This is a genomic window from Amycolatopsis sp. SB7-3 (assembly GCF_041021335.1).
Classification (GTDB): domain Bacteria; phylum Actinomycetota; class Actinomycetes; order Mycobacteriales; family Pseudonocardiaceae; genus Amycolatopsis; species Amycolatopsis japonica.
The window spans coordinates 302149-325374 of record NZ_JBFPJQ010000002.1 but is presented as its reverse complement, the minus strand read 5'-3'; the positions used below and the strand labels follow the sequence as shown (position 1 = coordinate 325374).

Below are 23226 nucleotides of genomic sequence, written 5' to 3'. Positions count from 1 at the left end.
AAAGGAGTTCGGCGGAGTTGCGGGCAGAACTGGGCAGGGCCGGCCGGGTACACGAGGCGTTCGAGGACCAGGCGGGCCGGACCCCGCACCGCGTGGCGGTCGTCGCCGGAGACCGGCGGACGACTTACCGGGAACTGGACGAGGCCGCGAACGCCGTGGCGCACGCGCTGCTGGAACGCGGGATGTCGCGCGGCGCCCTGGTCGGTGTGCGCCTGCGTCGCGGACCGTGGCTGGTGCCGGTACTGCTCGGCGTGCTGAAGGCGGGTTGCGCGTACGTGCCGCTCGACCCGGCCGCCCCGCGTGCGGCGGTCGCCGACATCGTCGAGGACTCTGGGCTGCGGCTGGTCGTGGTGGACGAACCCGGCGCGGACGAACCGGTTCCGGTCCTCGCCGTCGCGGACATCGACGTCACGCGCACCACCTCCCCCGGCGTCACCGGCGCGGATTCGGACCTCGCTTACGTGATCTACACGTCCGGCTCGACCGGACGGCCCAAGGGCGTCGAAGTCGAGCACCGCAACGTGCTCGCGTTGCTGCGCTGGGCGGCCGCCACCTACTCCGACGACGAACTGCGGGGCGTGCTCGGCGCCGCCTCGGTGTGTTTCGACGCGTCGGTCGCCGAGTTGTTCCCGCCGTTGGTCACCGGCGGGAGCCTCGTCCTCGCCGAGAATCTGCTGGCGCTGCCCGGTCTTCGCGACGAAGTCACGTTCGTGCAAGGCGTCCCGTCCGTGCTCGCCGTCCTGGCCCGCACGCCGCTGCCGCCTTCGGTTCGGACCGTCGCCATCGCCGGCGAACCGCTGAGCCGCGCGCTCGTCGACCGGATCCACCGCAACGACGGTGTCCGGCGGATCGTCAACTGCTACGGCCCGACCGAGGCAACCGTCAACTGTTCGTCGTACGAGGTCGGCCGCGGCGAACGGACCGACCCGCCGATCGGGACCCCGTTGCCCGGCGCGGAATTCTCCGTACGCGACCGGGACGGCCGTCCACTCGGTGACGGCGAAACCGGCGAGCTCTGGGTCAGCGGCGCGCTCGTGACCCGGGGTTACCTCGGACGGCCCGAGCTCACCGCGAGCAAGTACGTGACCGAGGACGGCGTCCGGCACTATCGCACCGGCGACCTCGTCCGGCGGCAGGACGGCGTCTACCACTTCGCGGGCCGTGTCGACGACCAGGTGAAGGTCCGCGGGTTCCGGGTCGAACCCGGCCAGGTGCAGGCCGTGCTGCTGACCCATCCCGCGGTCGGCAACGCGGTCGTACTCGCGCCGGCCGACGAATCCGGGGAACGACGGCTGATCGGGTTCGCCGAACCGGACGGCGATCGGCCGACCGAAGCGGAATTGCTCGCCTGGCTGCGCGCACGACTGCCCAGACACCTCGTCCCGTCCCGGATCGCCGTACTCGACGCGATCCCGCTCGGCACCACCGGAAAGGCCAACCGGGTGGCACTGGCGGCCTGGGTGTTCGATCGCGACGCCTCGGCCGAGTTCGTCGCTCCCCGCACCGACACCGAGCGCCTGGTCGCCGAAGCCGTCACGGCGGCCTTCGGGCTGGCGGACATCGGCGTGCACGACCGGTTCACCGATTCCGGCGGTCACTCGCTCGCCGCGGCGCGAGCGGTGGCGCGGCTGCGCGAAACCACCCACCGTGTGATCAGCCTGGAGGACTTCCTCACCGACGGCACGGTGGCCACCGTCGCGCGGCGGCTCGACGAAGCCCCGGTCGTCGAACCGGCGGCGGAACCGGTCAGCGACCCGCGTCGCGAGGTCTTCCCGCTCACCCACACGCAACGCGACCTGTGGACCCTCGCCCAGCTCAGCCCGACGGGCACCGCCACGACGGCCGCCTGGCGCCTGCGTCACCAGGGCCCGTTCTCACGCGAGGCGATCCAGAGCGCGGCGGACGCGCTGGTGGCCCGGCATCACGCGCTGCGCGGCACGGTCCAGGATCACGACGGCGAGCCGCGGTTCGTCATCGGCCCTCCGGCCCCGGTTCCTCTCGAGGTCCTCCAGGCAGGTGAGGAATCGGCCGCGGCGCGGCACGCGTTCGACCTGCGCACCGAATCCCCGTTGCTGCGGATCACGGCGCTCCGGGTCGCCGACGAAGTCACCGAGCTGATCGTCGTTTCCGACCACATCGCCACCGACGGCGTCTCGATCGGTGAGCTCATGACCGGTCTGGCGGGGGCGGACGCGCCGGAGCCGGGGGCGCAGATCGGCGACGTCGCCCTCCGCGAACAGGCACTCGTGCGGGATGACCGGCTGACGCGGTACTGGTCGGCCGAACTGGCGGGAGCGGTCCCTCCCGACGCGCTCTTCGACCGGCCCGTCCCCGGAACGCAGCGGTTCCTCGGCGAGCGGGTGACCGTTCCCTTGCCCGAAACCCTGCGCACGGCGGTGGACCGGCTCGCCTCGACCTCGGGGGTCACGCCCTTCGCGGTCTATCTGTCCGCGCTGGGCGTGCTGACCGGTTCGCTGGTGAACGGCTCGGACGTCCTTCTCGGGACGGCCGCGGCGCGGCGGGATTCCGCCGATCTCACCCATACGGTCGGCCCGCTGGTGGAGGTGCTCCCCGTCCGGCTGCGCCCGGATCCGGCTGGTTCGTTCCGCGACCTGCTGCGCTCCGCCATGACGACCACCGTGCGGGCCATCGACCACCGCGGCCTGTCATCGGGCGAGCTCACCGAACTCTGGGGCGGCGACCGTCCGGCCGGGATGCCGCTCACCCCGGTGTCGCTTTCCGTGCAGCCCGCCGGGCTGCCGGTGTCGGTACACGGGCCGGGCACCCGGCTCGACCTGCTCGGCGAACTGCCCACCGGCGGCAGCCACGCCCCGCTGACGGTCTTCGTCAACGAGCACGTCGACGGCGGTGAGCTGATCCTCGAGCACGATCCGGCGTTGCTCTCCCCCGCCCGTGCGCAGTGGTTCACCCGGTCCCTGTTGCACATCCTGCGGTCCGCACTGTCCACTCCGGACGCCGAATTGTCCACTTTGGACCTGATCAGCGACGACGAACGCGCGGAGCTCACGGAATGGGGCACCGGCGCCCCGCTGCCACCGTCCGACGCGGTCAGCGTCCCGGACGCGGTCCTGCGCCACGCCGAACGCGCACCGGACGCGCTCGCGGTGTCCACGCTGACCTACCGCGAGCTGGTCGCCCATGCCGACCGGGTCGCCCGTGCCCTGGTCGCGGCGGGCGTCCGGCGAGGAGACGCGGTCGGGGTTTGCCTGCCCCGCGACGAACTGCTCCCCGCGATGCTGCTGGCCGTGTGGCGGGCGGGTGCCGGGTATCTGCCGCTGGACCCCGACCTGCCGCCCGCACGGCTCGCCCAGCTCGTCACCGAGGCGGGTGTGGAGGTCGTCCTCACGCGCGGAAGCACCCGCGACGTCGCCTTGCCGGGCACGGTGCTCGACGCCGATTCGGTCCCCGACGCCGAGGCGGAGCTGGTCGTGCCGAGCGGTGACTCGCTGGCCTACGTGCTCTACACGTCCGGCTCGACCGGACGGCCGAAGGGCGTCGAGGTGACGCATGCGAACCTGCACGCCTTCGTCCGATCGCGCCGGCTGTCCCACGGCATCGCGCCGGGCGACACCGTGGCGGCGATCGCACCCTTGGCGTTCGACGTCTCCGTGGAAGAACTGTGGTGGCCGCTCGCCTCGGGCGCACGGTGCGTGATCGCCGACCGCGACCAGGCCGTCGACGGCCATCAGCTCGCCCGGTGGATCACCGAAAACGGCGTCACCGTCGCCGATCTGACGCCGACGAGCCTGCGGATGCTGCTCGCGGCGGACTGGCCGGGCGACCCGTCCTTGCGGCTGCTGCTCGGCGGTGAAGCGCTCGACACCGACCTCGCCGCACGGGTGTTGCCGCTGGTGGGCGAGCTGTGGAACGGGTACGGCCCGACGGAAGCGACGGTGGCGGCGACCGCGCACCGCGTCACGCCCGGCGACACCTGGGTGCCGATCGGCGGACCGACGCCCGGCGCCCGCCTGTCCGTACGCGACGTCGGTGGCAGACCCGTTCCGGCGGGTGCGATCGGCGAGCTGTGGATCGGTGGGAGCGGCGTCGCGCGCGGCTACCGCGGGCACCCGGAGCCGGCCGCGTTCGTCACCGAGGAGGACGGCCGCTGGTACCGGACGGGCGACCTCGTCCGATGGCGGCCGGAGGGCACGTTGGAGTTCCTCGGTCGCGCCGACGATCAGGTGAAGGTGCGCGGCAACCGCTTCGAGCTCGGCGAGATCGAGGCCGCCCTGCGGTCACTGTCCGATGTGGACGACGCGGCGGTCGCGGTGATCGCGGACGGCGTCGACGCCCACCTGGCCGGGTACCTCACGCCGGCGTCAGCGGACCCGTCGGCCGCCCAGCGACACGTCGGGCGGCTGCTGCCGGGATACATGGTGCCGAGCCGCTGGCTGACGCTCGATGCGCTTCCGTTGCTGCCCAACGGGAAGCTTGACCGGCGTGGGTTGCCTTCGGTGCCGTCCGCCACGGCCGCCGCGGCGGCTCCGCTCTCGGCGGACGAGGAAGTGGTCGCCGAGGTCTGGCGATCCTGCCTGGACGTCGGCGAGATCGGCCCGGACAGCGATTTCTTCGCCCTCGGCGGCCGGTCCCTGGCGGCGACGCGGGTGGTGGGGACGCTGCGTGAGCGGGCGGTCCGCCGGATCACCGTGCGGACGCTGTTCGACCATCCGGTGCTGTCGGACTTCACCGCCCAGCTGGGCGGCCTGCGCGCGGAACCGGCGGGTCCGGTCGAAGAACTGGTGGCGGTCGTCTGGGCCCAGACGCTGGGCCACGACCGGGTCGGCGCGCTGGACGACTTCCCGTCACTCGGCGGCGATGCGGCGAAGGCCGCCCAGGTGGCGGACCGCCTGTCGGCGGCGCTCGGTTTCCCGATCCCGGCGGGGAGCGTGCTGGAGCACCCGGTCTTGCGCGAGTTCGCCAAGGCATTGAACGCCATGGCCATGACGGCCCTCGAATCCGTGCCCACGGGCGGCACGGCATGACCATCGACCAAAGGCACCACATGACCGCGGCACCGCACCTTCCCAGCCTTCTCGCGCAGCGCGCCGCAGCCGCCTTGCGCGGCGACACCACTGAGCGCCCCACGCCGCTCTCCCCCGCGCAAGCCCGGCTGTGGTTCCTCGCCCGCTTCGAACCCGACGGGCACGCCTACAACATCCCCGTCACCCTCGAACTCACCGGGCCCGTCGACACCACCGCGCTCCTCGCCGCCGTCCGGGACGTCGCACGGCGGCACGTCGTCCTCCGCAGTGTCCATCGGGAGATCGACGGCGAACCCCGCGCCGTTCCCCGGTCCGCCGACGACGTTCCAGTGTCCACTGTGGACGTCCTTGGCACGGAAGCCGACCGGCCATTCGCCCTCGCCGACGAGCCGCCCATGCGGGCCACGCTCTTCCAGGCCGCGGAAGACCGCCACCTGCTGGAACTGACCTTCCACCACATCGCCATGGACGCCGCCTCGGTCGACGTCGTGCTCGAAGATCTCGCCGCCTGCTATGCCGCCAGGCTCGGCCTCCGTCCCGCGCCCGAGCCGCCGGACCGCCAGTACGCGGACTTCACGCCTCCCCAGCCGCACGAGGACGACCTGGCCTGGTGGTGCCGGCAGCTCGCCGGGACCGGGGTGCTGGAACTACCCGTCGACCGGCCGCGTCCCGTCGTCGCCTCCGGCGAGGGCGCCGAGGTGCCCGTCGAGATCCCGCCGGCGCTCACCGACCGGATCCAGGACGTCGCCAGGGAGACCGGCTGCACGCCTTTCGCCGTCCTGCTCGCCTGCTGGCAGGCACTGCTCGGACGTCTCGCGGGCACAGACGACGTCGCGGTCGGCGTTCCGGAATCGGGACGGCGGCAGCCCGGGTCGGAACGAGTCGTCGGCTGCTTCGTCGACACCCTCGTGCTGCGCACCGATCTCTCCGGCGTCACCACCGGCCGCAGCCTGCTCTCCGCCGTCCGCGACACCGTGCTCGACGCCTTCTCGCACCCGGACGTGCCCTTCGAGCGCATCGTCGAACGGCTCGCGCCCGAGCGGAGCCTCGACGCCTCGCCGATCTTCCAGGTCATGCTCAACGTCCTCGACGACCCGCCGGGTACGCCCGAGTGGCCCGGGCTCGACGCGCGGGTGCTCCCGGCGCCGGTGCGCGGCGTCAAATTCGATCTGAATCTCGCACTGTCCCAAGTGGACGGTGTCTACCGCGGTGGGCTGTCCTTCCGCACGGACCTGTTCGATCCTGGCACGGCCGAACGGATCGCCCGGTGGTTCGTCGCGCTCCTCGACGGCGTCACCGCCGACCTCGACCGGCCGGTCGCCGGCGTCCCCCTCGAAACGGTGACCGGTCCCGTGCTCGCCGGGCCCGCACCGGAAACCGCCGAGTACCCGCCGGTGCACGTGCTCATCGAGCGGACCGCCGACCGCGTCCCGGACGCCGTCGCCGTGGTCGGCGGGAGCGGTTCGCTGACCTACCGGCAGCTCGACGAGCGGGCCAACCGGCTCGCGCATCGGCTCCGTGAACTGGGGGTGACCGCGGACGAACCGGTCGGGATGTTGCTGGAGCAGGGCACCGACGTCGCGGTCGCGGTGCTCGGCATCATGAAGGCGGGCGGGGCGTACCTGCCGATGGACACCACCTACCCGCCGTCGCGCGTGGCCGCCATCCTTCGCACCGCGAAGGCCCGGATCCTGCTCGTCCAGCCAGGTCTGGACGTCACCGTTCCCGACGTCACCGTCCTGACCGTCGACGACGCCGTCGCGGGGCAGCCCGCCACACGGCCGGACGTCGCAGTGGCGGGACACGATCTGATCCACGTGATCTTCACTTCCGGTTCGACCGGCTCTCCCAAGGGCGTCGCGGTCGAGCACCGCAATGTCGCGCACTACCTCGCCGGGATGCTGCCCCGGCTCGGCGACGTGGCGGGCGCGTCGTTCGCAGTGGTCTCCACGCCTGCGGCCGACTTCGGCCTGACCTGCGTGTACGGCGCGCTCACCACCGGCGGCACGGTGCATCTGGTCGAGCGGGACACCGCGATGGATCCGGAGGCGTTCGCCGGCTATCTGGCGGAGCATCCGGTCGACGTGCTCAAGTGCGTGCCCAGTCACCTGGAACTCCTGGCGCGTCACGGAGATCTGGCCTCGGTGCTGCCGCGCGCGTTGCTCATCCTGGCGGGCGAGGCCTGCCCCTGGTCACTGGTCGAACGTGCCGAAGCGGCCCGTCCCGGGCTGCGCGTGCAGAGCCACTACGGGCACACCGAGAGCACGATGATCTCGATGACCTGCGACGTGGCCGCCATCCCCGGCCACGACCGCCACGGCTACGTACCGCTCGGCACGCCGCTGCCCGGCGTGGTCGGCTACCTCGTCGACCGCACCGGTGCGGTGGTGCCGCCCGGGATGACCGGCGAGCTGGTGATCGGCGGTCCGCAGATCACGCGTGGCTATCTCGGCGACGACACCCAGACCGCCGACCGGTTCCGGCCGGATCCGCTCGGCGCGGGTGTCCGGTGCTTCCGCAGCGGGGATCTGCTGCGTGTGCGCGCCGACGGCACCGTGCAGTTCCGCGGCCGGGCCGACGACCAGGTGAAGGTCCGCGGCAACCGGGTCGAGCTCGGCGAGGTCACCGCGGCACTGCGGGACGTCGACGGCGTTGCCGAGGCCGTCGTGCTGCCGATGGGCGACGGCCTCGACCGGCGCCTGGCCGCTTGGCTCGTCGGACCAGGGCTCGACGTGGCGACCGTACGCCGGACACTGCGGGAACGGCTGCCGGACTACATGGTTCCCGCCTCGCTGACCGTGCTGGATCGCTTGCCGCTCAACGCGAACGGCAAGATCGACCGCGCCGCGCTGCCCCAGGCATCCGCGCCCGCCCCGGCGGTGCGCCGCCCGGTCGCCACCCCGGCGGAACGGCTGGTCGCCCGCGTCTGGACGGAGGTCCTCGACCGGTCCGATGTCGGCGCGGACGACGATTTCTTCGCCGTGGGCGGCCATTCGTTCGCCGCGGTCCGGGTCGCCGGACGGCTCGGTGAGGCGTTGCACCGGGAGGTGTCGGTGCGGACGCTGTTCGAGTACCCGGTGCTCGCGGATCTGGCCGCGGTGCTGGAGGCCGACACCGGCGGGGTGTCCGGCGGCGCGCCGATCCCCGTGCGCCCCGATCCCGAGGCTCCGGCTCCGCTGTCTTCGGCGCAGGCCCGGCTATGGTTCCTCGATTTGTTGGAGCCCGGATCCGCCTACAACAGGGACATCGTGCTGCGCCTGCGCGGCGAACTGGACACCGACGCCCTGGCCCGCGCGGTGCGTGAGGTCGCGACCAGGCACGTGGTGCTGCGCAGCGTGATCGAAGACCGCGACGGCACCCCGATGGCCGTCCCGCTGCCGTCAGACGCGATCGAACTGTCCATTGTGGATGTAGATGACGTCGTGGCCGCGTATCGGGCCGAGGTGGAACGGCCCTTCGCGCTCGACCGTGAGCCACCATGGCGGGCGAAGCTGTTCCGCGTCGCCGACGACGACCACGTCCTGGCGATCACCATCCACCACATCGCCACCGACAACTGGTCGCGGGGCATCATCGGCACCGACCTCGCGGACGCCTACAGCGGCCGGACGCAGAAGCCGGTTCCCGTGCAGTACGCGGATTACGCGGCCTGGCAGGCCACGCGGCAACGTCCGGAAGACCTCGACTGGTGGTGCGAACGTCTCGCCGGGCTTCCGCCCCTGCTCACTCTGCCCACCGACCGGCTGCGGCCGCCGGTGGCCGCCTGGTCCGGCGGGCACGTCCGCTACACGCTCTCCGCCGGTCTCACCGCGACGCTCCGCCGTGTCGCCGGCGAGACGGGCACGACCCCGTTCATGGTGCTGCTCGCCGGCTGGCAGGTCCTGCTCGGCAGGCTCGCAGGCGCCGACGACGTCGCCATCGGTGTGCCGGAGGCCGGACGCCACCATTCGGGCGTCGAAGCCACGGTCGGCTGCTTCGTCAACACGCTCGTGCTGCGCACCGATCTGGGTGGCGATCCGACCGTGCGCGAACTCCTCGGCCGGGTCCGGGAGACCGTGCTCGGCGCGTTCGCGCACGCGGAAACGCCATTGGAAGCGATCATCGAGCGGCTCAGACCGGACCGCACGATGTCCGCGACGCCGCTGTTCCAGGTGCTGCTCAACGTCCTCGACCAGCCCGCGCCGGAACCGGTCATCCCCGGTCTCGACGTCACGCCGCTGCCCTCGGCCACCGAACGCGTGAAATTCGACCTCAGCATGGCGCTGGTCAACGACGGCGACACCTACTCGGGCGAACTCGCCTACCGGACCGATCTGTTCGACGCCTCGACCGCCGAACGGATCGTCGCGGACTTCCAGGACCTGCTCGAAGTCCTTCTGTCCGATGTGGACGCCACGGTCGGCGTCACGGTCGTCCCCGGCGAAACGGTCGTCCCCGCCGCGGCGAAGCGAGGAGGCGGCGTCCCGGCGACACCGTCCGAGCGGCGGGTCGCCCAGGTGTGGGCGCAGGTGCTCGAGGTGCCCGAGGTCGGCGTCGACGACGACTTCTTCGCACTCGGCGGGCATTCGTTCACCGCGGTGCGCGCGGTGCGGTTGCTCGACGAGCGGTTGCGCGTCATCGACCTGTTCCTGCGCCCGACCGTCCGCGAACTGGCCGCCTACCTCGACGCGGGCGAGGAGACCGGCGGCATGCTCCACCGTCTTTCCCCGGCGCGGGCGGACGCGGCGGAGGTGACGTTGATCTGCGTGCCGTACGGCGGCGCCTCGGCCGCGGTGTTCCAGCCCCTGGCCAACGAACTGGACGGCGTCGACGTCCGCGCGGTCGAACTGCCCGGCCACGACGTCGCCCGTCCGGACGAGGAATTCGGCACGATCGACGAGATCGTGGCCGCCCTCGCGGACGAGATCGGCCGGACGGTCACCGGGCCCGTCGCGGTCTACGGGCACTGCGTCGGCTCGGCGGTCGCCACGGCGCTGGCCGCGCGGCTGGAGGCCGACGGCCGGACCGTCCTGGGCGTGGTAGTCGCGGGCAGCTTCCCGGCCGCCCGTCTGCCGGGCCGTCTCTCCGCCTGGCTGCAACGGAAGTTCCCGCGCGAGCGGTGGGTGTCCGACCGGCTCTACCGCGACACGCTCCGCGCGGGCGGTGGCCTTCTCGACGACATGGACGAGAAGGCGAGCACCGCGATGCTGCGGGGCCTGCGGCACGACGCCGCGCAGGCCCAGGCCTGGTTCGGCCGCGAACTCGGCACCGAGACCCGGCTGTCCGCGCCGATCCTGTGCGTGGTCGGGGCGAGCGACCCGGCGACCGAGCTGTACCGGGAACGCCACCGGGAATGGGGTGCCTTCGCCGACCGCGTCGACCTCGCCGTCCTCCCGAAGGCGGGCCACTACTTCCTTCGCCACCAGGCCGCGGAGGTGGCCGCCATTCTGCGGACGCGGCTCACCCAGTGGGCCGCAGGGGAACTGCCGCCGCGGGTGGACGACGTCCCGGTGGCCGCCGGCCGCCGCGGGCTGCGGGCCTTCTACACGGTCGCCGGTGGCCAGGCGATGTCGATGATCGGCAACGAACTCAGCTCGTTCGCCCTCGGTGTCTGGGCCTACCAACGCAGCGGGCGGGTGTTCGACCTCGCGCTCGTGGTGCTATTGGCCCGGCTGCCGAGCATGCTGCTGACCCCGGTCGGCGGCGCGCTGGCCGACCGGTTCGACCGCCGCCGGATCATGCTGGCCTGCGATCTGGTGAGCGGGGCGGCGATGGTCGCGCTCGCCGTCCTCGTCGCGCTCGGGCGGTTGGACCTGCCGACGGTCTGCGTGATCGTCGGGGTGACGTCGCTGGCGTCGGCGTTCCACCGGCCCGCGTACCTCGCCGCGATCGCCCAGCTGGTGCCGAAGCCGTACCTGCCGCAGGCGAACGCGCTGGCCGATATCGGGATCGGGCTCGGCACCGTGCTCGGCCCGATCCTCGGCGGTGTCCTCATGGGACTGTCCGGCCTGACGTCGGTCGTCGTGGTCGACGCCGCGACCTTCGCCGTCGGTGTGGTGACGCTCCTGGCCGTGCGCTTCCCCGACCGGCTCTTCTTCACCCGGCAGGAACCGTTCCGCAAGGCGCTCACCGGCGGCTTCCTGTTCGTGCTGCGCCGCAAACCCCTGCTGGCGATGGTCGGCTATTTCGCCGTGGTCAACTACTTCACCGCGCTGATGTGGGTGGTCATCACGCCGCTGGTGCTGTCGATCGGGACACCCGGCGAGCTCGGGTTCGTCAGCGCCGCCGGTGGTGTCGGTGCCGCGGTGGGAGCCGTGGTGGTGATCTGGTGGGGCGGAACGAAACGCCGGGCCACCGGGATGATCGGGTTCGTCATCGGCTCCGGTCTCGGGGTGCTGCTGATGGGGGTCTGGCCGTCGGCGCTGGTCATCGCGGCGGGCCTGTTCATCCGGCTGGCCTGTATGAGCATCGGCAACGCGCACTGGCTGTCGATCATCCAGACGAAGGTCGGCCAGCATCTGCAGGGCCGGGTGCTCGCGATCAACGTCATGCTGGCCACGGCCATGTCGCCGCTCGGGTTCCTCACCGCCGGCGCGCTGTCCGACTGGTTCGGCCCGCTCGCCCGCGGGTTCGGCGCGCTGGATCCGGTCACGGCCAACGATGCCCACGCCGGGGTCGCCGCGCTGATGGTGTTCTCCGGGATCGCCCTGGTCGTCTGGGGTGTGCTCGGGCTGCGGTACCGGCGGCTGCGGGACATCGAGGATCTCCTGCCGGACGCCGCCCCGCCCACCGAGGTCGACGCCGACCTCGACCGCGTTCAGGCGCTGGCCGACCGGGCGGTGGCCCGATGACGCGTCTGGTGACCGGGGACGACGTCGCGTGGGCGGCCGACCGGATCCGGTACTCCGTGCGCCGCACCCCCGTACTCGGGCCGGTCGACGGTCTGTGGATCAAACCGGAGAACCGGCAGCGGACCGGTTCGTTCAAGGTCCGCGGAGCGCTCAACGCGGTCGCCGGGCTGACCGGTCACGTCCTGGCCCAGTCGTCCGGCAACCACGGCCGCGCGGTCGCCTACGCCGCGGCACGCCAAGGCGTGAGGGCCACGGTGGTGCTGCCCGAAACGGCGCCCGCGTTGAAGGTCGACGCGGTCCGCGCGCTCGGCGCCGAGGTGGTCGTCGTGCCACCGGGCGAACGGGAATCCGCGACGGCCGAACTGCTGGCCCACACCGGCGCCACCCTGATCACGTCGGCCGATTTCGCGGTGATCGCCGGCCACGGCACGGTCGGCGCGGAGATCGTCACGGATCTGCCGGACGCGGGCACGGTCCTGGTCCCGGTCTGCAACGGCGGCCTGCTCGCGGGCGTCGCCGTCGCGGTCAAGGCGTACTCGCCGGGCACGCGGGTCGTCGGCGTGGAGCCCGAACTCGCCGCGGACGCCGCCGACTCGTTCCGCACCGGCCGCCTGACGCGCTGGCCGGTCTCGCGGACCTACCGGACGATCGCCGACGGCCTGCGTGCCCCGGTGCTCGGCGAGCTGGCGTGGGAGCACGTCAAGACACTCGTGGACGACGTCGTCACGGTCGAGGAGGAGAGCATCGTCGCCGCGCAGGCGTTCTTGTTCGACCGGTTCGGCGTGGTCGCCGAACCGAGCGGTGCGGTGGCGACCGCCGCCCATCTGACCGGGCGCGCCGGGGCGTCGGGAAGGGCGACGGTCGCCGTCGTCTCCGGCGGGAACGTCGCCGCGCCACCACTGGGGGCGAGGAGAGAGCAGGTGTCCGTTGAGCACGGCTGAAATCGGCGGTGTGCTCGCCACGATCGGGAACACTCCCTTGGTCGCCCTGGACCGGGTCGTCCCACTGGCGGGTTCCCGGGTGTTCGCGAAACTGGAGAAGTTCAACCCGGGCGGCAGCGTGAAGGACCGGACCGCGCTGAACATGCTGCGCGGTGAGATCGGCTCCGGCAGGCTCGTGCCGGGCAGATCGGTGGTCGTCGAGTCCACGTCGGGCAATCTCGGTGTCGGCCTCGCCCAGATGTGCGCGTACTTCGGGCTCGACCTGGTGTGCGTGGTCGACACCCGCACGACCGCGCAGACCCTCGCGCTGCTGCGGGCCTACGGTGCCACGGTCGAGGTCGTCACCGCCCCGGTGGACGGCGATCTGCTCGGTGCCCGGATCGCCCGGGTGCGGGAGCTTCTCGCGCTGCTGCCGGACGCGTTCTGGCCCGATCAGTACGCGAATCCGCTCAACCCGGCGGCGCACGAGCACACGATGCGCGAGATCGTCGACGCGCTCGACGGCCGCGTCGACTATCTGTTCTGCGCGGTCAGCACCGGCGGCACGATGCGCGGCTGCGCCGACCACATCCGGCGGGAAGGGCTGAGCACGAAGCTGATCGCGGTCGACGCCGCCGGCAGCGCGATCTTCCACGTGCCGACGGAGGAACGCCGGATCCCAGGCCACGGCGCCGGACGGCGGCCGCCGCTGGTCGACACGTCCGCGGCGGCCGAGGTCGTGCACGTGACCGATCTTGAATGCGTGCGGGCCTGCCGGACGCTCGTCGCGCGCGAAGCCATCCTCGCGGGCGGTTCGTCCGGCGCGACCGTGGCGGCGCTCGCGAAGCTGCGTGACCGCATCCCGCCCGGCTCCCGGTGCGTGCTCGTCTTCCCCGACGACGGCAACCGCTATCTCGACACCATCTACTCCGACGCGTGGGTCCGCGGTCACTTCGGCGAAGTGCCCGACGTGACCGCCCGCGCCCTGGCCACCATCTCCTGAGGAGCCTTCCCTTGCGTCACCTCATCTCACTCGACGACCTCACCGACGACGACCTGCGCGCCATCGTCCGCCGGGCGGTCGTGCTGGCGGAACGGCCGCGCGCGACGTATTCCACTTTGGACGGTGCGGTCGTCGGCATCCACTTCCGCAAGACCTCCACCCGCACGCGTACCGCGTTCTCCGCGGGCGCGCTGCGGCTGGGCGCCCGGATCATCGCGTACGGTCCGAACGATCTGCAGACCAACACCGGGGAATCGATCGAGGACACCGGACGCGTGCTGTCGTCGATGCTGGACTTCCTGGTGGCGCGCACCGCGGCCGATCCGGCGGAGCTGCGGGCCATCGCGGCGCAGGACCGGATGGCGGTCGTCAACGCGATGAGCGCCGACGAGCATCCGACCCAGGCGCTGGCGGATCTGACGACGATCGTCCAGCGCTTCGGCCGCGTCGACGGCGTCCGCATGCTGTACGTCGGTGAAGGAAACAACACGGCGGCGGCTTTGGCGCTGGCGCTCAGCCGGTTCCCCGGCACCGAACTGCACCTTCGCACCCCGCCGGGCTACGGCGTCGACCCGGACGTCCTGGAGCGCGCGGGCAAGCACGCCGCCCGGCATGGTTCGTCCCTTGTGGAGCGACACGACGTCCTCGACCTGCCCGGCGGCGTCGACATCGTCTACACCACCCGATGGCAGACCACGGGAACGGCCAAACCGGACCCCGATTGGCGCACGGTGTTCGCGCCGTTCCAGGTGACCGCGGACCTGTGGCGGACCAGCCCGGACGCGGTGTTCCTGCACGACCTGCCCGCGCACCGGGGCGAGGAGGTCACGGTCGACGTGCTCGACGGGCCGCGTTCCATCGCCTTCGCCCAGGCGGAGAACAAGTTGTACAGCGCGATGGCCGCGCTCGAGTGGTGTGGCGGGGAGGATCTGGCATGAGCTGGTTCGACGTGGCCGACAGCGGCCTGTCCGGTGCGGGCGAGGTGACGATGCTATCCCGCGAAGAGGTACGTAAGTGCCTGACGAACCTCGACCCGGTCGGCGTCGTCCGCGAGACACTGACCGATCACGACCGCGGCGTCGGTCTCCTGCCCGCCGAGGCGTACTTGCGCTGGGAGAACTCGCAGGGCGCCTACACCCGGTCGATCGGGATGCCGGGCGCGGTGCGGTCGTCGTACGGCATGAAGATCATCAACGCCAGCGTCTCGAACCCTGCCAGCGGGCTGGAACGCGCGGGCGGAATCGGCCTGTGCTTCGACGCGGAGACCGCCCGTATCACCACGATCATGGAAGCCGGTCTGCTGAGCGCGGTCCGGACGGCGGCGGTGAGCGCCGTGGGGGTGGACGCGCTGGGCTACGGCGGCGCGGTTTCGCTCGCCGTCGTCGGATGCGGCGCGCAGGGCCGGATGCACGCGGCGCTGCTCGCCGAACGGCTGCCGTCACTGCGCGAGGTCACGCTGTACGACCGGTCTCCGGAGGCCGCGCGGGCCTTGGCCGCCACCCTGCCGGCGGGGATTTCGGCGCGGGTCTGCCCGACCGCGCGGGAGGCGGTGTCCGCGGCCGGGATCGCCGTGTTCACCACCACGATGGACGTGGGTTACGTCGAGCCGGATTGGGCGTCGCCGAGCGCGTTGCTGATCAACGTCTCCCTCGGCGACCTGACGGACGCGGCGTTCCGTGACGCGGCGGCGGTGTACGTCGACGACGTGGACCTGGTCGCCGACAACCCGCGCCGGCCGCTGGGCCGCCTGATGGCGGAAGGCATGTTCGGGCGCCCGCGTTCCGGCGGGTCCGCACGTCCCCTCGACGGCACGCTGGGCGGAATCCTCACGGGACGGCACAGCGCGGACGGGGTCGCGTCGCCGTATGTGGTGCTGAACCCGTTCGGCATGGGAGTCCTCGACGTCGCGCTGTACGCGGCGGTCTCCGCGCAGGCCCGGGCGGAAGGTCTCGGTACCGTTGTCCACCTCGGCTGAGGACACGGGGGAAGCCATGAGCGAGCAGCTGTCCGAACCACTCCACGGTGTGCGCGGTGCCGCGCTGCTCGTGCGGTTCCTCCTCGAACTCGCCCTGCTGACCGGTGCGGCGGTCGTCGCCTGGCGGCTGGGGCCGGACGGATGGCGGTGGGCGGCCGTGGTCCTCGCACCGCTCGCCGTCGCGGTGTTCTGGGGACTGTTCCTCGCCGAGAAGGCACGCGTCGTGCTGGCCGAGCCGGTCCGGTTCGTCCTGGAAACGGCGCTGTTCCTGGGCGTCGGAGCCGGGTTGATCGCCGTCGGGCTGACCTGGCCCGCCGTCGTCGGCGCCGCACTGTGGGCCGCCGACCGGATTATCCTCGCCGTCACCGGGAACGAGTGAACAGGAGCGGGTGTGACCGACGACGTGGCCGGCCGGGTGATCAAGGCCGAGCAGGACCGGATCCGATGTCTTCTCGACGTGGATCGCGACACCTACGACCGTTTGCACGCCGAGGAGTACCGGTTGTGCAACCCGACCGGCACCGTGTGGACGAAGGCCGAGTACCTGGATCTCCTCACCACCGGGCGGGTCGTCTACCGGGAACTGAGGCTGATCGGTGACGTGGACGCCATCGTCGGCACCGACGTCGTCGTCCTCCGCTACCGGTGCGTCATCGAACTCACCGTCGACGGCGCGGACATCCCACCGCACGAGGCGTGGCACAGCGACGTGTACACCGATGCCGGCGGCACGTGGCGTTGTGTCTGGTCGCAGGCCACCGGCATCTTGGATCTCCCTTGAGACCCGAAGAACTCAGGCCTTGAAGGTGCTTTCAAGGAGTGCGAGCAGCCGCTCCCAATGGCGCCGCGATCCGGCGGCGTCGAAGGCGTCGGTGTCGGACATGGTGTAGCCGTGGACGGTGCCGAGGTAGATCTCGCAGCTGTAGTCGACTCCGGCGGCGTCGAACGCGTGGCTGATCTCGGTGATCGCCTCGGGTGTCATGTCGCCCTCGGCGAGGCCGAGGTGGACTTTCGCGGCGAGGTCCGGGATCCGCCGGTGCGGGCTGTCGGGTTGGTCGGTGACGAGGGCGCCGGGATGGAATCCGGCGACGGCGGCGACCAGGTCGGGGTGGGCCGTCGCGGTGCGCATCGCGAGGACCGCGCCCATGCAGTAACCGATCGCGGCGACGGGCCCGGCGCCGACCTCGGGCTGAGCGGTGAGGAAGTCGAGGTAGGCGCCGGCGTCGCTCAGGGCGCGTTCGGTGGTGTGCGCCTCGATGAGCGGCATGATCTGGCCGAACAACGTGGGCCGGTGTTCGGCGGTGATGTGCTCGGGAAGGTCGAACACCGGCGCCGGGCGGTGCCGGTAAAAGACATTGGGAACGAGGACGTAGTAGCCGTGATCGGCCAGTTCGCGGGCCATGTCCCAGAGGACGGGGCGTGGCCCGAACGCGTCCGGGTACAGGAGGACACCCGGATGCGTTCCGCCTTCCTCGGGGTAGGCGGCGAAGGCGTCGGACCGGCCGTCGGGTGTGGGGATGCTCAGTGTGGTGGCGGGAATGGCGGTGCTCGCTTTCTCGTCGGCTTACCCCGAACGTAGACGATCAAGCCCGGCTCAGGCGCAGCCGATCGGCCAGCCCGGCCGAGGTGAACGCGGCCACCAGCTCGTCGCGGCCTTCGGTGAAGTGGTTCCAGCTGTCGATGTGCACGGGGACGACCGTGCGGGCGCCGAGGATGCGTGTCGCCTCGGCGGCGAGCTCGCTGTCGAGGACGAGCAGGGCGCCGTCGAAGACCGGCTTCAGACGCGGGGCCCCGGCGAAGAGCACGGCGGTGTCGACCGGCCCGAATCGTTCCGCGACCTGCCGGACGACGTCGAGTGAGGCGTTGTCGCCGCTGACGTAGACCGTCGGCAGGCCGTCGCCGGTGAGCACGAAGCCGACGACGTCACTGCTGACCTTGTCCGCCGAAGGTCCGTGGACCGCGGGTGCGGCGGTCACGGTCACGACTCCCCCGCCGGGCCGGTCCAGTTCGACGGTCTCCCAGTTCTCCAGCCCTTTCGCGGTGCCGCCAAGCCTTCCCGCACCGCTGGCCGTGGTGAGTGTCAGCGGTACGTCGGCGAGCAGTTTCCGGCCGGAGTGGTCGAGGTTGTCCGGGTGCTCGTCGTGAGACAGCAGGACGGCGTCGAGGTGGCCGAGGTCCGCGGGGTTCGCCGACGACGGCGCCGTCTTGGTGAGGCCGGGTCTCCCGTTGGGCCTCGGGTAGTAGCCGGGCTCGTCGAAGGTCGGGTCGGTCAGGAACCGCAGACCGCCGTACTCGATCAGGGCGGTCGGCCCGCCGAAGACCTGGACGGAGAGCTGGTCGCTGATCTGGTTCATCATCCACCTCACGGATAGGTACTGTTCTTTCCGTGAGTGACCTTATCCAGTTGTCACGGAAGACCGCAACTACTTCCATGAGAGTTTCTCATGGATGAAGTCAGCGCCTACCATGAGAACGTGGACGACACCGCTGCCCTTCCTCCTGCCCCGGGCGCCGAGCAGTACGTCGCGCTGGCGCTCGCCAACACCACGATCGCACTACCCGGCGGCCAGCTCACCGATTTGCTCGGCACTCCGGCCGCCGCGACGGACTGGCTCGCCGAACAGGGCCTCGCCCCGGTCGACGCCGGTCTTCAGGAGCTGTGCGCCGGCCTGGTCCGCTCGTTGCGTGAACAGGTGCGGATCCTGCTCGCGTCGCGCGCCTGTTCGGATCCGGCTCCGCAGAGCGCCCTCAACGCCGTCAACGAGGCGCTGAGCAAGGCGCCCACCGCCGAACTCCTGCGCTGGGACCCGGCGCGGGGGCTGTACCGCACCGCGTCGCATCCGATCACCCAGATCGTCGAGCACGCGTTGGCGACCCTCGCCGCCAACGCCGCGGATCTGCTGACCGGGCCGGACGCGGAGCGGATCGCGGCCTGCGGTTCCCCGCCGTGCACGCGGTTCTTCCTGCGCAACGGACGGCGCCAGTGGTGTTCCGTGCGCTGCGGCGACCGGGCCCGTGCCGCCCGCGCCTACGCCAGGCGCTCGCAACCGGCGGCGTCGGCTCAGCGGTAGGACGCGAAGCGCTCCAGCAACGGCTTCGGGGAGTCTTCGGCGAAGCACAGGACGAGGCTTTCGGCAGACTCCGCCGCCGACGCCTCACTACGCGGGAACAATTCCGTCTCATAGGCCTTCAGTGCGGCTTCGACGTCGCCGGGATGCGCGACGAGAGCGAGGCCGAGTTCGGCACCGTCGAGCATCGCGAGGTTGGCCCCCTCGCCGGCGAACGGCGACATCAGGTGGGCGGCGTCCCCGAGAAGGGTGACACCGGGCACCCGATCCCAGCGGTGACCGATGGGCAGCGCGTGGATCAGCCGAGGGACCAGTTCGCCGTCGGCGTTGGCGATCAGCGCGCGCAGAGCGGGGTCCCAGCCATCGAAGTGGTCCAGCACGGCGGCCTTCGCGGCCGTGGTGTCGCGGAAATCGATGGTGGAGATCCAGTCCTCGGCGATCTTGAGCGCGATGTACACGTGGAGGCTGCCGGTGCTGTCGTGATGCCCCAGAAGTCCTTTGCCCGCACCGAGTGCGAAGAACATGCCGTCGCCGGCGAGCGCGGCGCTCGCGGGGTGGCGTTCCCTGGCGTCGTGAAGGTGGATGTCGACGAAGGAGATGCCCTCGTAGGCCGGTTCGGCGTCGGAGAGCAGGCGGCGGACCTTGGACCACGCGCCGTCTGCACCGATCAGCAGGTCCGTCGTGAACGACGTGCCGTCGGCCAGGGTCACCTCGTGCCTGCCGTCGCCGAGCGGGCGTGCCCCGGTGCTTTTGGCGTTCCAGCGCACGGTGCCGTCGGGCAAGGAGCCGAGCAGCAGGTCGCGGAGGTCGCCTCGGGCGACTTCGGGGCGGCCGCCGTCTCCGTCGTCGGTCTCGTCGAGGTGCACGACCGCGTGCCGGTCGAGGATGCGCATGGCCTCGCCGCCGGTGTGCACGAGCGCGCGGAACTCGTCGTGGAGCCCGGCGGCCCGCAGCGCGGCCTGTCCGGAATCCTCGTGGATGTCGAGCATGCCGCCCTGCGTGCGGGCGGACGGCGACGCGTCGAGGTCGAAGACCGCGGCTTCGATGCCGTTGACGTGCAGGACGCGGGCCAGGATGAGTCCGCCGAGGCCGGCGCCGATGATCGCGATGGGGTGGTGTGTGGTCATGTCGGGTTCCTTTCCGGCGGCAGGCCGGTGTGCGTGATTCCGGTGATCAGCACCCGCAGTCCCCACGACATCCGCTGCTCGGGCCGTCCGGTGAGCAGGTCGGCCGCGTGGGCGGCGATCTGGGGGTGGGTCGTCTCGTCGGCGTCCCGCACGGCGCGGGCCAGTGCGTCCCAGTCGTCCGGCGAGTCCTGCTCGGCGTGCTCGGCGGCGGTCGATGTCGCGTGCTGCAGGAGGATGTCGATCCCCCAGGCGCGCCGCTCGGCGGGCACGTCGCCCTCGGCGAGCAGGGCGAGCAGGTTCTCGACCAGGCCGAGGTAGTTCTCGCCGCTCGGGCGGGCCACCAGCGCGGACAGGGCGAGACCGGGGTACTCCAGCAGCGTCGTGGTGTAGGCCGTGAGCAGCCGTTCGAGCCGGTCGCGCCAGGAGCCTTCGGCCGGCGGCGGGGTGATGGTGCCGAGGAGTTCGTCCAGGATCGCCGCGTGCAGTTCCGCGGTGTTGCGGACGTAGACGTAGAGCGAGGCTGCGCCGGTGTCGAGTTCCTGCGCCAGCCGTCGCATCGTGACCTTCCGCAGGCCTTCCTCGCGCAGGATCGCGACCGCGGCGGCGACGATGCCGTCGCGGGTCAGCGCGGGTTTGGCCGGTCGTTCCCGGCGGCTCTTCGAAGGTGCCATGTCTCCATACTAACGAACATGTTCGTTACGAACAAGTTCGTCACTGGTCACAGCGGTGCCCTGCTGCCTCTAACGGGGGTTTGTCCGTCCACCGCGGACTGAAAACGACAACGGCAGAGAGATCGACTCTCCCTGCCACTTCTAACGTATAACGCACCTGGGGGCTTGCGGCAAGACCCCGGTCATGCCGCAGAATCCCCCGCCGGACCACACGAGCTCGACAATCGGGGGAACTTTTGATCGACGTGATCATCGCCGGCGGCGGACCGACCGGCATGATGCTGGGCGCCGAACTGCGGCTGCACGGCGTGCGGGTCGTCGTCCTGGAAAAGGATCTGGAACAGTCCAAGGTCGTCCGTTCGATGGGCCTGCACGCGCGCAGTATCGAGGTGATGGACCAGCGCGGTCTGCTGGAGCGCTTCCTCGAACACGGCAAGAAGTATCCAATCGGCGGCTCCTTCGCGGGCATCATCAAGCCGGCGCCGGTGCTGGACAGCGCGCACGCCTACATCCTCGGCATCCCCCAGACCGTGACCGACCGCCTGCTCATCGAGCACGCCGCCGAGGTCGGCGTCGACATCCGGCGCGGCTGCGAAGTGGTCGGCCTGGCACAGGACGAGGACGGCGTGGACGTCGAACTGGCCGACGGGACGAGGCTGCGTTCGCGCTACCTCGTCGGCTGCGACGGCGGCCGCAGCACGGTGCGCAAGCTCCTCGGGATCGACTTCCCCGGCGAGCCCGCCACCGCGGAGACACTGCTCGGCGAGATGGAACTGACCGAGGACTGGGAAACGGTGCTCGCCGTGATGACCGAGGTCCGCAAGACCCAGCTCCGGTTCGGCCTCTCCCCCATCGGCGACGGGGTGTACCGGGTCGGCGTGCCCGCCGAAGGCCTCGCCGAGGACCCGCGGATCCCGCCGACCTTCGACGAGATCAAACGACAGCTCAAAGCGGTGGCCGGAAGCGACTTCGGCGTGCACTCGCCGCGCTGGCTCTCCCGCTTCGGTGACGCGACGCGGCTGGCCGAGCGCTACCGGGTGGGACGCGCGTTCCTGGCGGGCGACGCGGCGCACATCCACCCGCCGGTCGGCGGGCAGGGACTGAACCTCGGCGTGCAGGACGCCTTCAACCTCGGCTGGAAACTCGCGGGCGCGGTCAACGGCTGGGCGCCGGACGACCTGCTGGACACCTACCACACCGAACGGCATCCCGTTGCCGCCGCGGTCTTGGACAACACCCGCGCGCAGATGCAGCTGATGTCGCTCGATCCGGGTTCGCAGGCGGTCCGGCGGCTGCTGGCGGAACTGATGGACTTCGAGGACGTCAGCCGGTACCTGACCGAGAAGATCACCGCGACCGCGATCCGCTACGACTTCGGCGAGGGACACGAACTGCTCGGCCGCCGCATGCGCGATCTGGAGCTCAAGCAGGGCCATCTCTACGGCCTGACCCGCGGCGGCCGCGGCCTGCTGCTCGACCAGACCGGCTCGCTCTCGGTGCGGGGCTGGGCGGACCGGGTCGACCACGTCGTCGACACCAGCGAGGAACTCGACGTACCGGCGGCACTGCTGCGCCCGGACGGACACGTGGCCTGGGTGGGCGAAGACCAGGACGAGCTGGCCGAGGCGTTGCGCCGGTGGTTCGGAGAGGGCGAAGTCCTCTAGCGCGCCCGGTCCGGCGGTTATTGGCTGGTGGCGTTCCGAATCCGACGCCACGACAGGAGTTGATGACCATGGCCGGACGGGTCGTGCATTTCGAGATTCCGTTCGAGGACGGCGAACGCGCACGCGGCTTCTACCGGGAGGTCTTCGGCTGGAAGGCCGACACGATGCCCGGGATGGACTACACGATGGTCGCTTCGGGGCCGACCGCCGAGACCGGCATGCCCTCGGAGCCGGGCTACATCAACGGCGGCATGCTGGCGAAGGAGTTCAGCCCCGCGTCGGGCCCGGTGATCGTGCTCGACGTCGACAGCGTCGACGACACGCTCGCGATCATCGAGAAGCAGGGCGGCTCGACGCTCGTCGGCCGGACCGCGGTCGGCGACATGGGTTTCTCCGCGTACTTCAAGGACACGGAAGGCAACGTCATCGGGCTCTGGGAGACCGCGTGAGCTCAGGGGCCCGTGGCCGATACGGTCACGGGCCCTGCGGCCCGCGATAGGGCAATGTCTGGTTGTAGACGATGTTGGTGTTCGTGCTCCCGAACAGCGCGAGCTCGTTGACGATCTCCTCCAGCCGCCCCATCGACGGAGCCGCGATCTTCAGCGAATAGCAGTCGTCACCGGTCGTGCGGAGGCATTCGAGGATCTCCGTGCGCTCGGCCAGGAGCTTGTGCAACGGCGCGTGCTTGCTGCCCGGATACTTCAACCGCACCACCGCCAGCACCACGTATCCGGCCTTCTCCAGGTCGACCTCGGCGCGATAGCCGGTGATCACCCCGGCCGACTCCAGCCGCTTGACCCGTTCCGTCGTCGCCGACGCGCTCAAACTGACCCGCTTCCCCAGTTCGGTGAGCGGAAGGCGTCCGTCCTTCTGAAGCTCCACCAGGATCGCCCAGTCCGTCGCGTCGAGAGTCTCGGCCATCCGGGGAGAATACCGGCAGATCCACGGCGGAAGCCGTCATACGC

16 protein-coding genes are annotated in these 23226 nt (G+C 71.3%); 11 read left to right on the top strand and 5 right to left on the bottom strand.

Annotated elements, in window-relative coordinates:
• The first annotated feature begins 17 nt into the window (after positions 1–17).
• From AB8M46_RS19720 to AB8M46_RS19685, 8 genes are read left to right on the top strand one after another with little or no spacing between them, the layout of a single operon-like run.
• On the top strand, positions 18–5003 hold the full coding sequence (locus AB8M46_RS19720) for an amino acid adenylation domain-containing protein (protein ID WP_394361088.1): 4986 nt from the start codon (positions 18–20) through the stop codon (positions 5001–5003).
• Complete coding sequence (locus tag AB8M46_RS19715) at positions 5000–11833, top strand: amino acid adenylation domain-containing protein (RefSeq protein WP_394361087.1); 6834 nt, start codon at positions 5000–5002, stop codon at positions 11831–11833. The genes AB8M46_RS19720 and AB8M46_RS19715 overlap by 4 nt, the downstream gene beginning before the upstream one ends.
• Positions 11830–12774 carry a threonine/serine dehydratase gene (locus tag AB8M46_RS19710; protein WP_394361086.1) on the top strand — a complete coding sequence of 315 codons (945 nt, stop codon included), beginning with the start codon at positions 11830–11832 and terminating at the stop codon, positions 12772–12774. The genes AB8M46_RS19715 and AB8M46_RS19710 overlap by 4 nt, the downstream gene beginning before the upstream one ends.
• A complete protein-coding gene (sbnA, locus tag AB8M46_RS19705; protein ID WP_394361085.1) occupies positions 12761–13756 on the top strand; it encodes a 2,3-diaminopropionate biosynthesis protein SbnA in 996 nt (331 codons plus the stop codon). Before AB8M46_RS19710 ends, sbnA begins: the two co-directional genes overlap by 14 nt.
• An 11-nt stretch (positions 13757–13767) precedes the next feature.
• Positions 13768–14694 carry an ornithine carbamoyltransferase gene (locus tag AB8M46_RS19700; protein ID WP_394361084.1) on the top strand — a complete coding sequence of 309 codons (927 nt, stop codon included), beginning with the start codon at positions 13768–13770 and terminating at the stop codon, positions 14692–14694.
• Positions 14691–15731: an ornithine cyclodeaminase gene (locus AB8M46_RS19695; protein WP_394361083.1), complete on the top strand. Its 1041-nt coding sequence runs from the start codon at positions 14691–14693 to the stop codon at positions 15729–15731. The genes AB8M46_RS19700 and AB8M46_RS19695 overlap by 4 nt, the downstream gene beginning before the upstream one ends.
• A gap of 16 nt (positions 15732–15747) precedes the next feature.
• A complete protein-coding gene (locus AB8M46_RS19690) occupies positions 15748–16110 on the top strand; it encodes a YrdB family protein (protein ID WP_394361082.1) in 363 nt (120 codons plus the stop codon).
• A gap of 12 nt (positions 16111–16122) precedes the next feature.
• Complete coding sequence (locus AB8M46_RS19685; protein ID WP_394361081.1) at positions 16123–16512, top strand: nuclear transport factor 2 family protein; 390 nt, start codon at positions 16123–16125, stop codon at positions 16510–16512.
• Between the two features lie 12 nt (positions 16513–16524).
• On the opposite strand, the gene AB8M46_RS19680 is transcribed toward AB8M46_RS19685, so the two are convergent.
• Together AB8M46_RS19680 and AB8M46_RS19675 are read right to left on the bottom strand one after the other, a co-directional pair.
• Positions 16525–17271, bottom strand: a complete 747-nt coding sequence (locus AB8M46_RS19680; RefSeq protein WP_394361729.1) for a dienelactone hydrolase family protein — start codon at positions 17269–17271, stop codon at positions 16525–16527.
• Positions 17272–17314: 43 nt separating this feature from the next.
• The gene (locus tag AB8M46_RS19675; RefSeq protein WP_394361080.1) at positions 17315–18085 is read right to left on the bottom strand and encodes an MBL fold metallo-hydrolase; all 771 of its coding nucleotides are present in this window, start codon (positions 18083–18085) and stop codon (positions 17315–17317) included.
• Between the two features lie 90 nt (positions 18086–18175).
• Between AB8M46_RS19675 and AB8M46_RS19670 the strand changes: the two genes are divergently transcribed.
• Complete coding sequence (locus tag AB8M46_RS19670; RefSeq protein WP_394361079.1) at positions 18176–18802, top strand: CGNR zinc finger domain-containing protein; 627 nt, start codon at positions 18176–18178, stop codon at positions 18800–18802.
• Here the strand turns inward: AB8M46_RS19670 and AB8M46_RS19665 are convergent.
• Both AB8M46_RS19665 and AB8M46_RS19660 read right to left on the bottom strand, forming a co-directional pair.
• Complete coding sequence (locus AB8M46_RS19665) at positions 18793–19926, bottom strand: FAD-dependent oxidoreductase (protein WP_394361078.1); 1134 nt, start codon at positions 19924–19926, stop codon at positions 18793–18795. The genes AB8M46_RS19670 and AB8M46_RS19665 overlap by 10 nt on opposite strands.
• Positions 19923–20597 (bottom strand): TetR/AcrR family transcriptional regulator, encoded by a 675-nt coding sequence (locus AB8M46_RS19660; RefSeq protein ID WP_394361077.1) that lies wholly within the window; start codon positions 20595–20597, stop codon positions 19923–19925. The genes AB8M46_RS19665 and AB8M46_RS19660 overlap by 4 nt, the downstream gene beginning before the upstream one ends.
• A gap of 236 nt (positions 20598–20833) precedes the next feature.
• Here AB8M46_RS19660 and rox point away from each other — a divergent pair, with 236 nt between their 5' ends.
• Both rox and AB8M46_RS19650 read left to right on the top strand, forming a co-directional pair.
• The gene (gene rox / locus AB8M46_RS19655; protein WP_394361076.1) at positions 20834–22261 is read left to right on the top strand and encodes a rifampin monooxygenase; all 1428 of its coding nucleotides are present in this window, start codon (positions 20834–20836) and stop codon (positions 22259–22261) included.
• Between the two features lie 68 nt (positions 22262–22329).
• Positions 22330–22710 carry a VOC family protein gene (locus AB8M46_RS19650; RefSeq protein ID WP_394361075.1) on the top strand — a complete coding sequence of 127 codons (381 nt, stop codon included), beginning with the start codon at positions 22330–22332 and terminating at the stop codon, positions 22708–22710.
• Between the two features lie 25 nt (positions 22711–22735).
• Here AB8M46_RS19650 and AB8M46_RS19645 read toward each other — a convergent pair whose 3' ends face one another.
• Positions 22736–23182: an Lrp/AsnC family transcriptional regulator gene (locus tag AB8M46_RS19645; protein WP_007034427.1), complete on the bottom strand. Its 447-nt coding sequence runs from the start codon at positions 23180–23182 to the stop codon at positions 22736–22738.
• Positions 23183–23226 lie beyond the last annotated feature (44 nt).

Bases quoted from the DNA above. Each gene is read 5' to 3' on its own strand.
- AB8M46_RS19660 (WP_394361077.1), bottom strand. From the start codon at position 20,597: ATGGCACCTTCGAAGAGCCGCCGGGAACGACCGGCCAAACCCGCGCTG.
- AB8M46_RS19675 (WP_394361080.1), bottom strand. From the start codon at position 18,085: ATGAACCAGATCAGCGACCAGCTCTCCGTCCAGGTCTTCGGCGGGCCG.
- AB8M46_RS19710 (WP_394361086.1), top strand. From the start codon at position 11,830: ATGACGCGTCTGGTGACCGGGGACGACGTCGCGTGGGCGGCCGACCGG.
- AB8M46_RS19650 (WP_394361075.1), top strand. From the start codon at position 22,330: ATGGCCGGACGGGTCGTGCATTTCGAGATTCCGTTCGAGGACGGCGAA.
- AB8M46_RS19690 (WP_394361082.1), top strand. From the start codon at position 15,748: ATGAGCGAGCAGCTGTCCGAACCACTCCACGGTGTGCGCGGTGCCGCG.
- AB8M46_RS19695 (WP_394361083.1), top strand. From the start codon at position 14,691: ATGAGCTGGTTCGACGTGGCCGACAGCGGCCTGTCCGGTGCGGGCGAG.
- AB8M46_RS19665 (WP_394361078.1), bottom strand. From the start codon at position 19,926: ATGACCACACACCACCCCATCGCGATCATCGGCGCCGGCCTCGGCGGA.
- AB8M46_RS19715 (WP_394361087.1), top strand. From the start codon at position 5,000: ATGACCATCGACCAAAGGCACCACATGACCGCGGCACCGCACCTTCCC.
- AB8M46_RS19670 (WP_394361079.1), top strand. From the start codon at position 18,176: ATGGATGAAGTCAGCGCCTACCATGAGAACGTGGACGACACCGCTGCC.
- AB8M46_RS19645 (WP_007034427.1), bottom strand. From the start codon at position 23,182: ATGGCCGAGACTCTCGACGCGACGGACTGGGCGATCCTGGTGGAGCTT.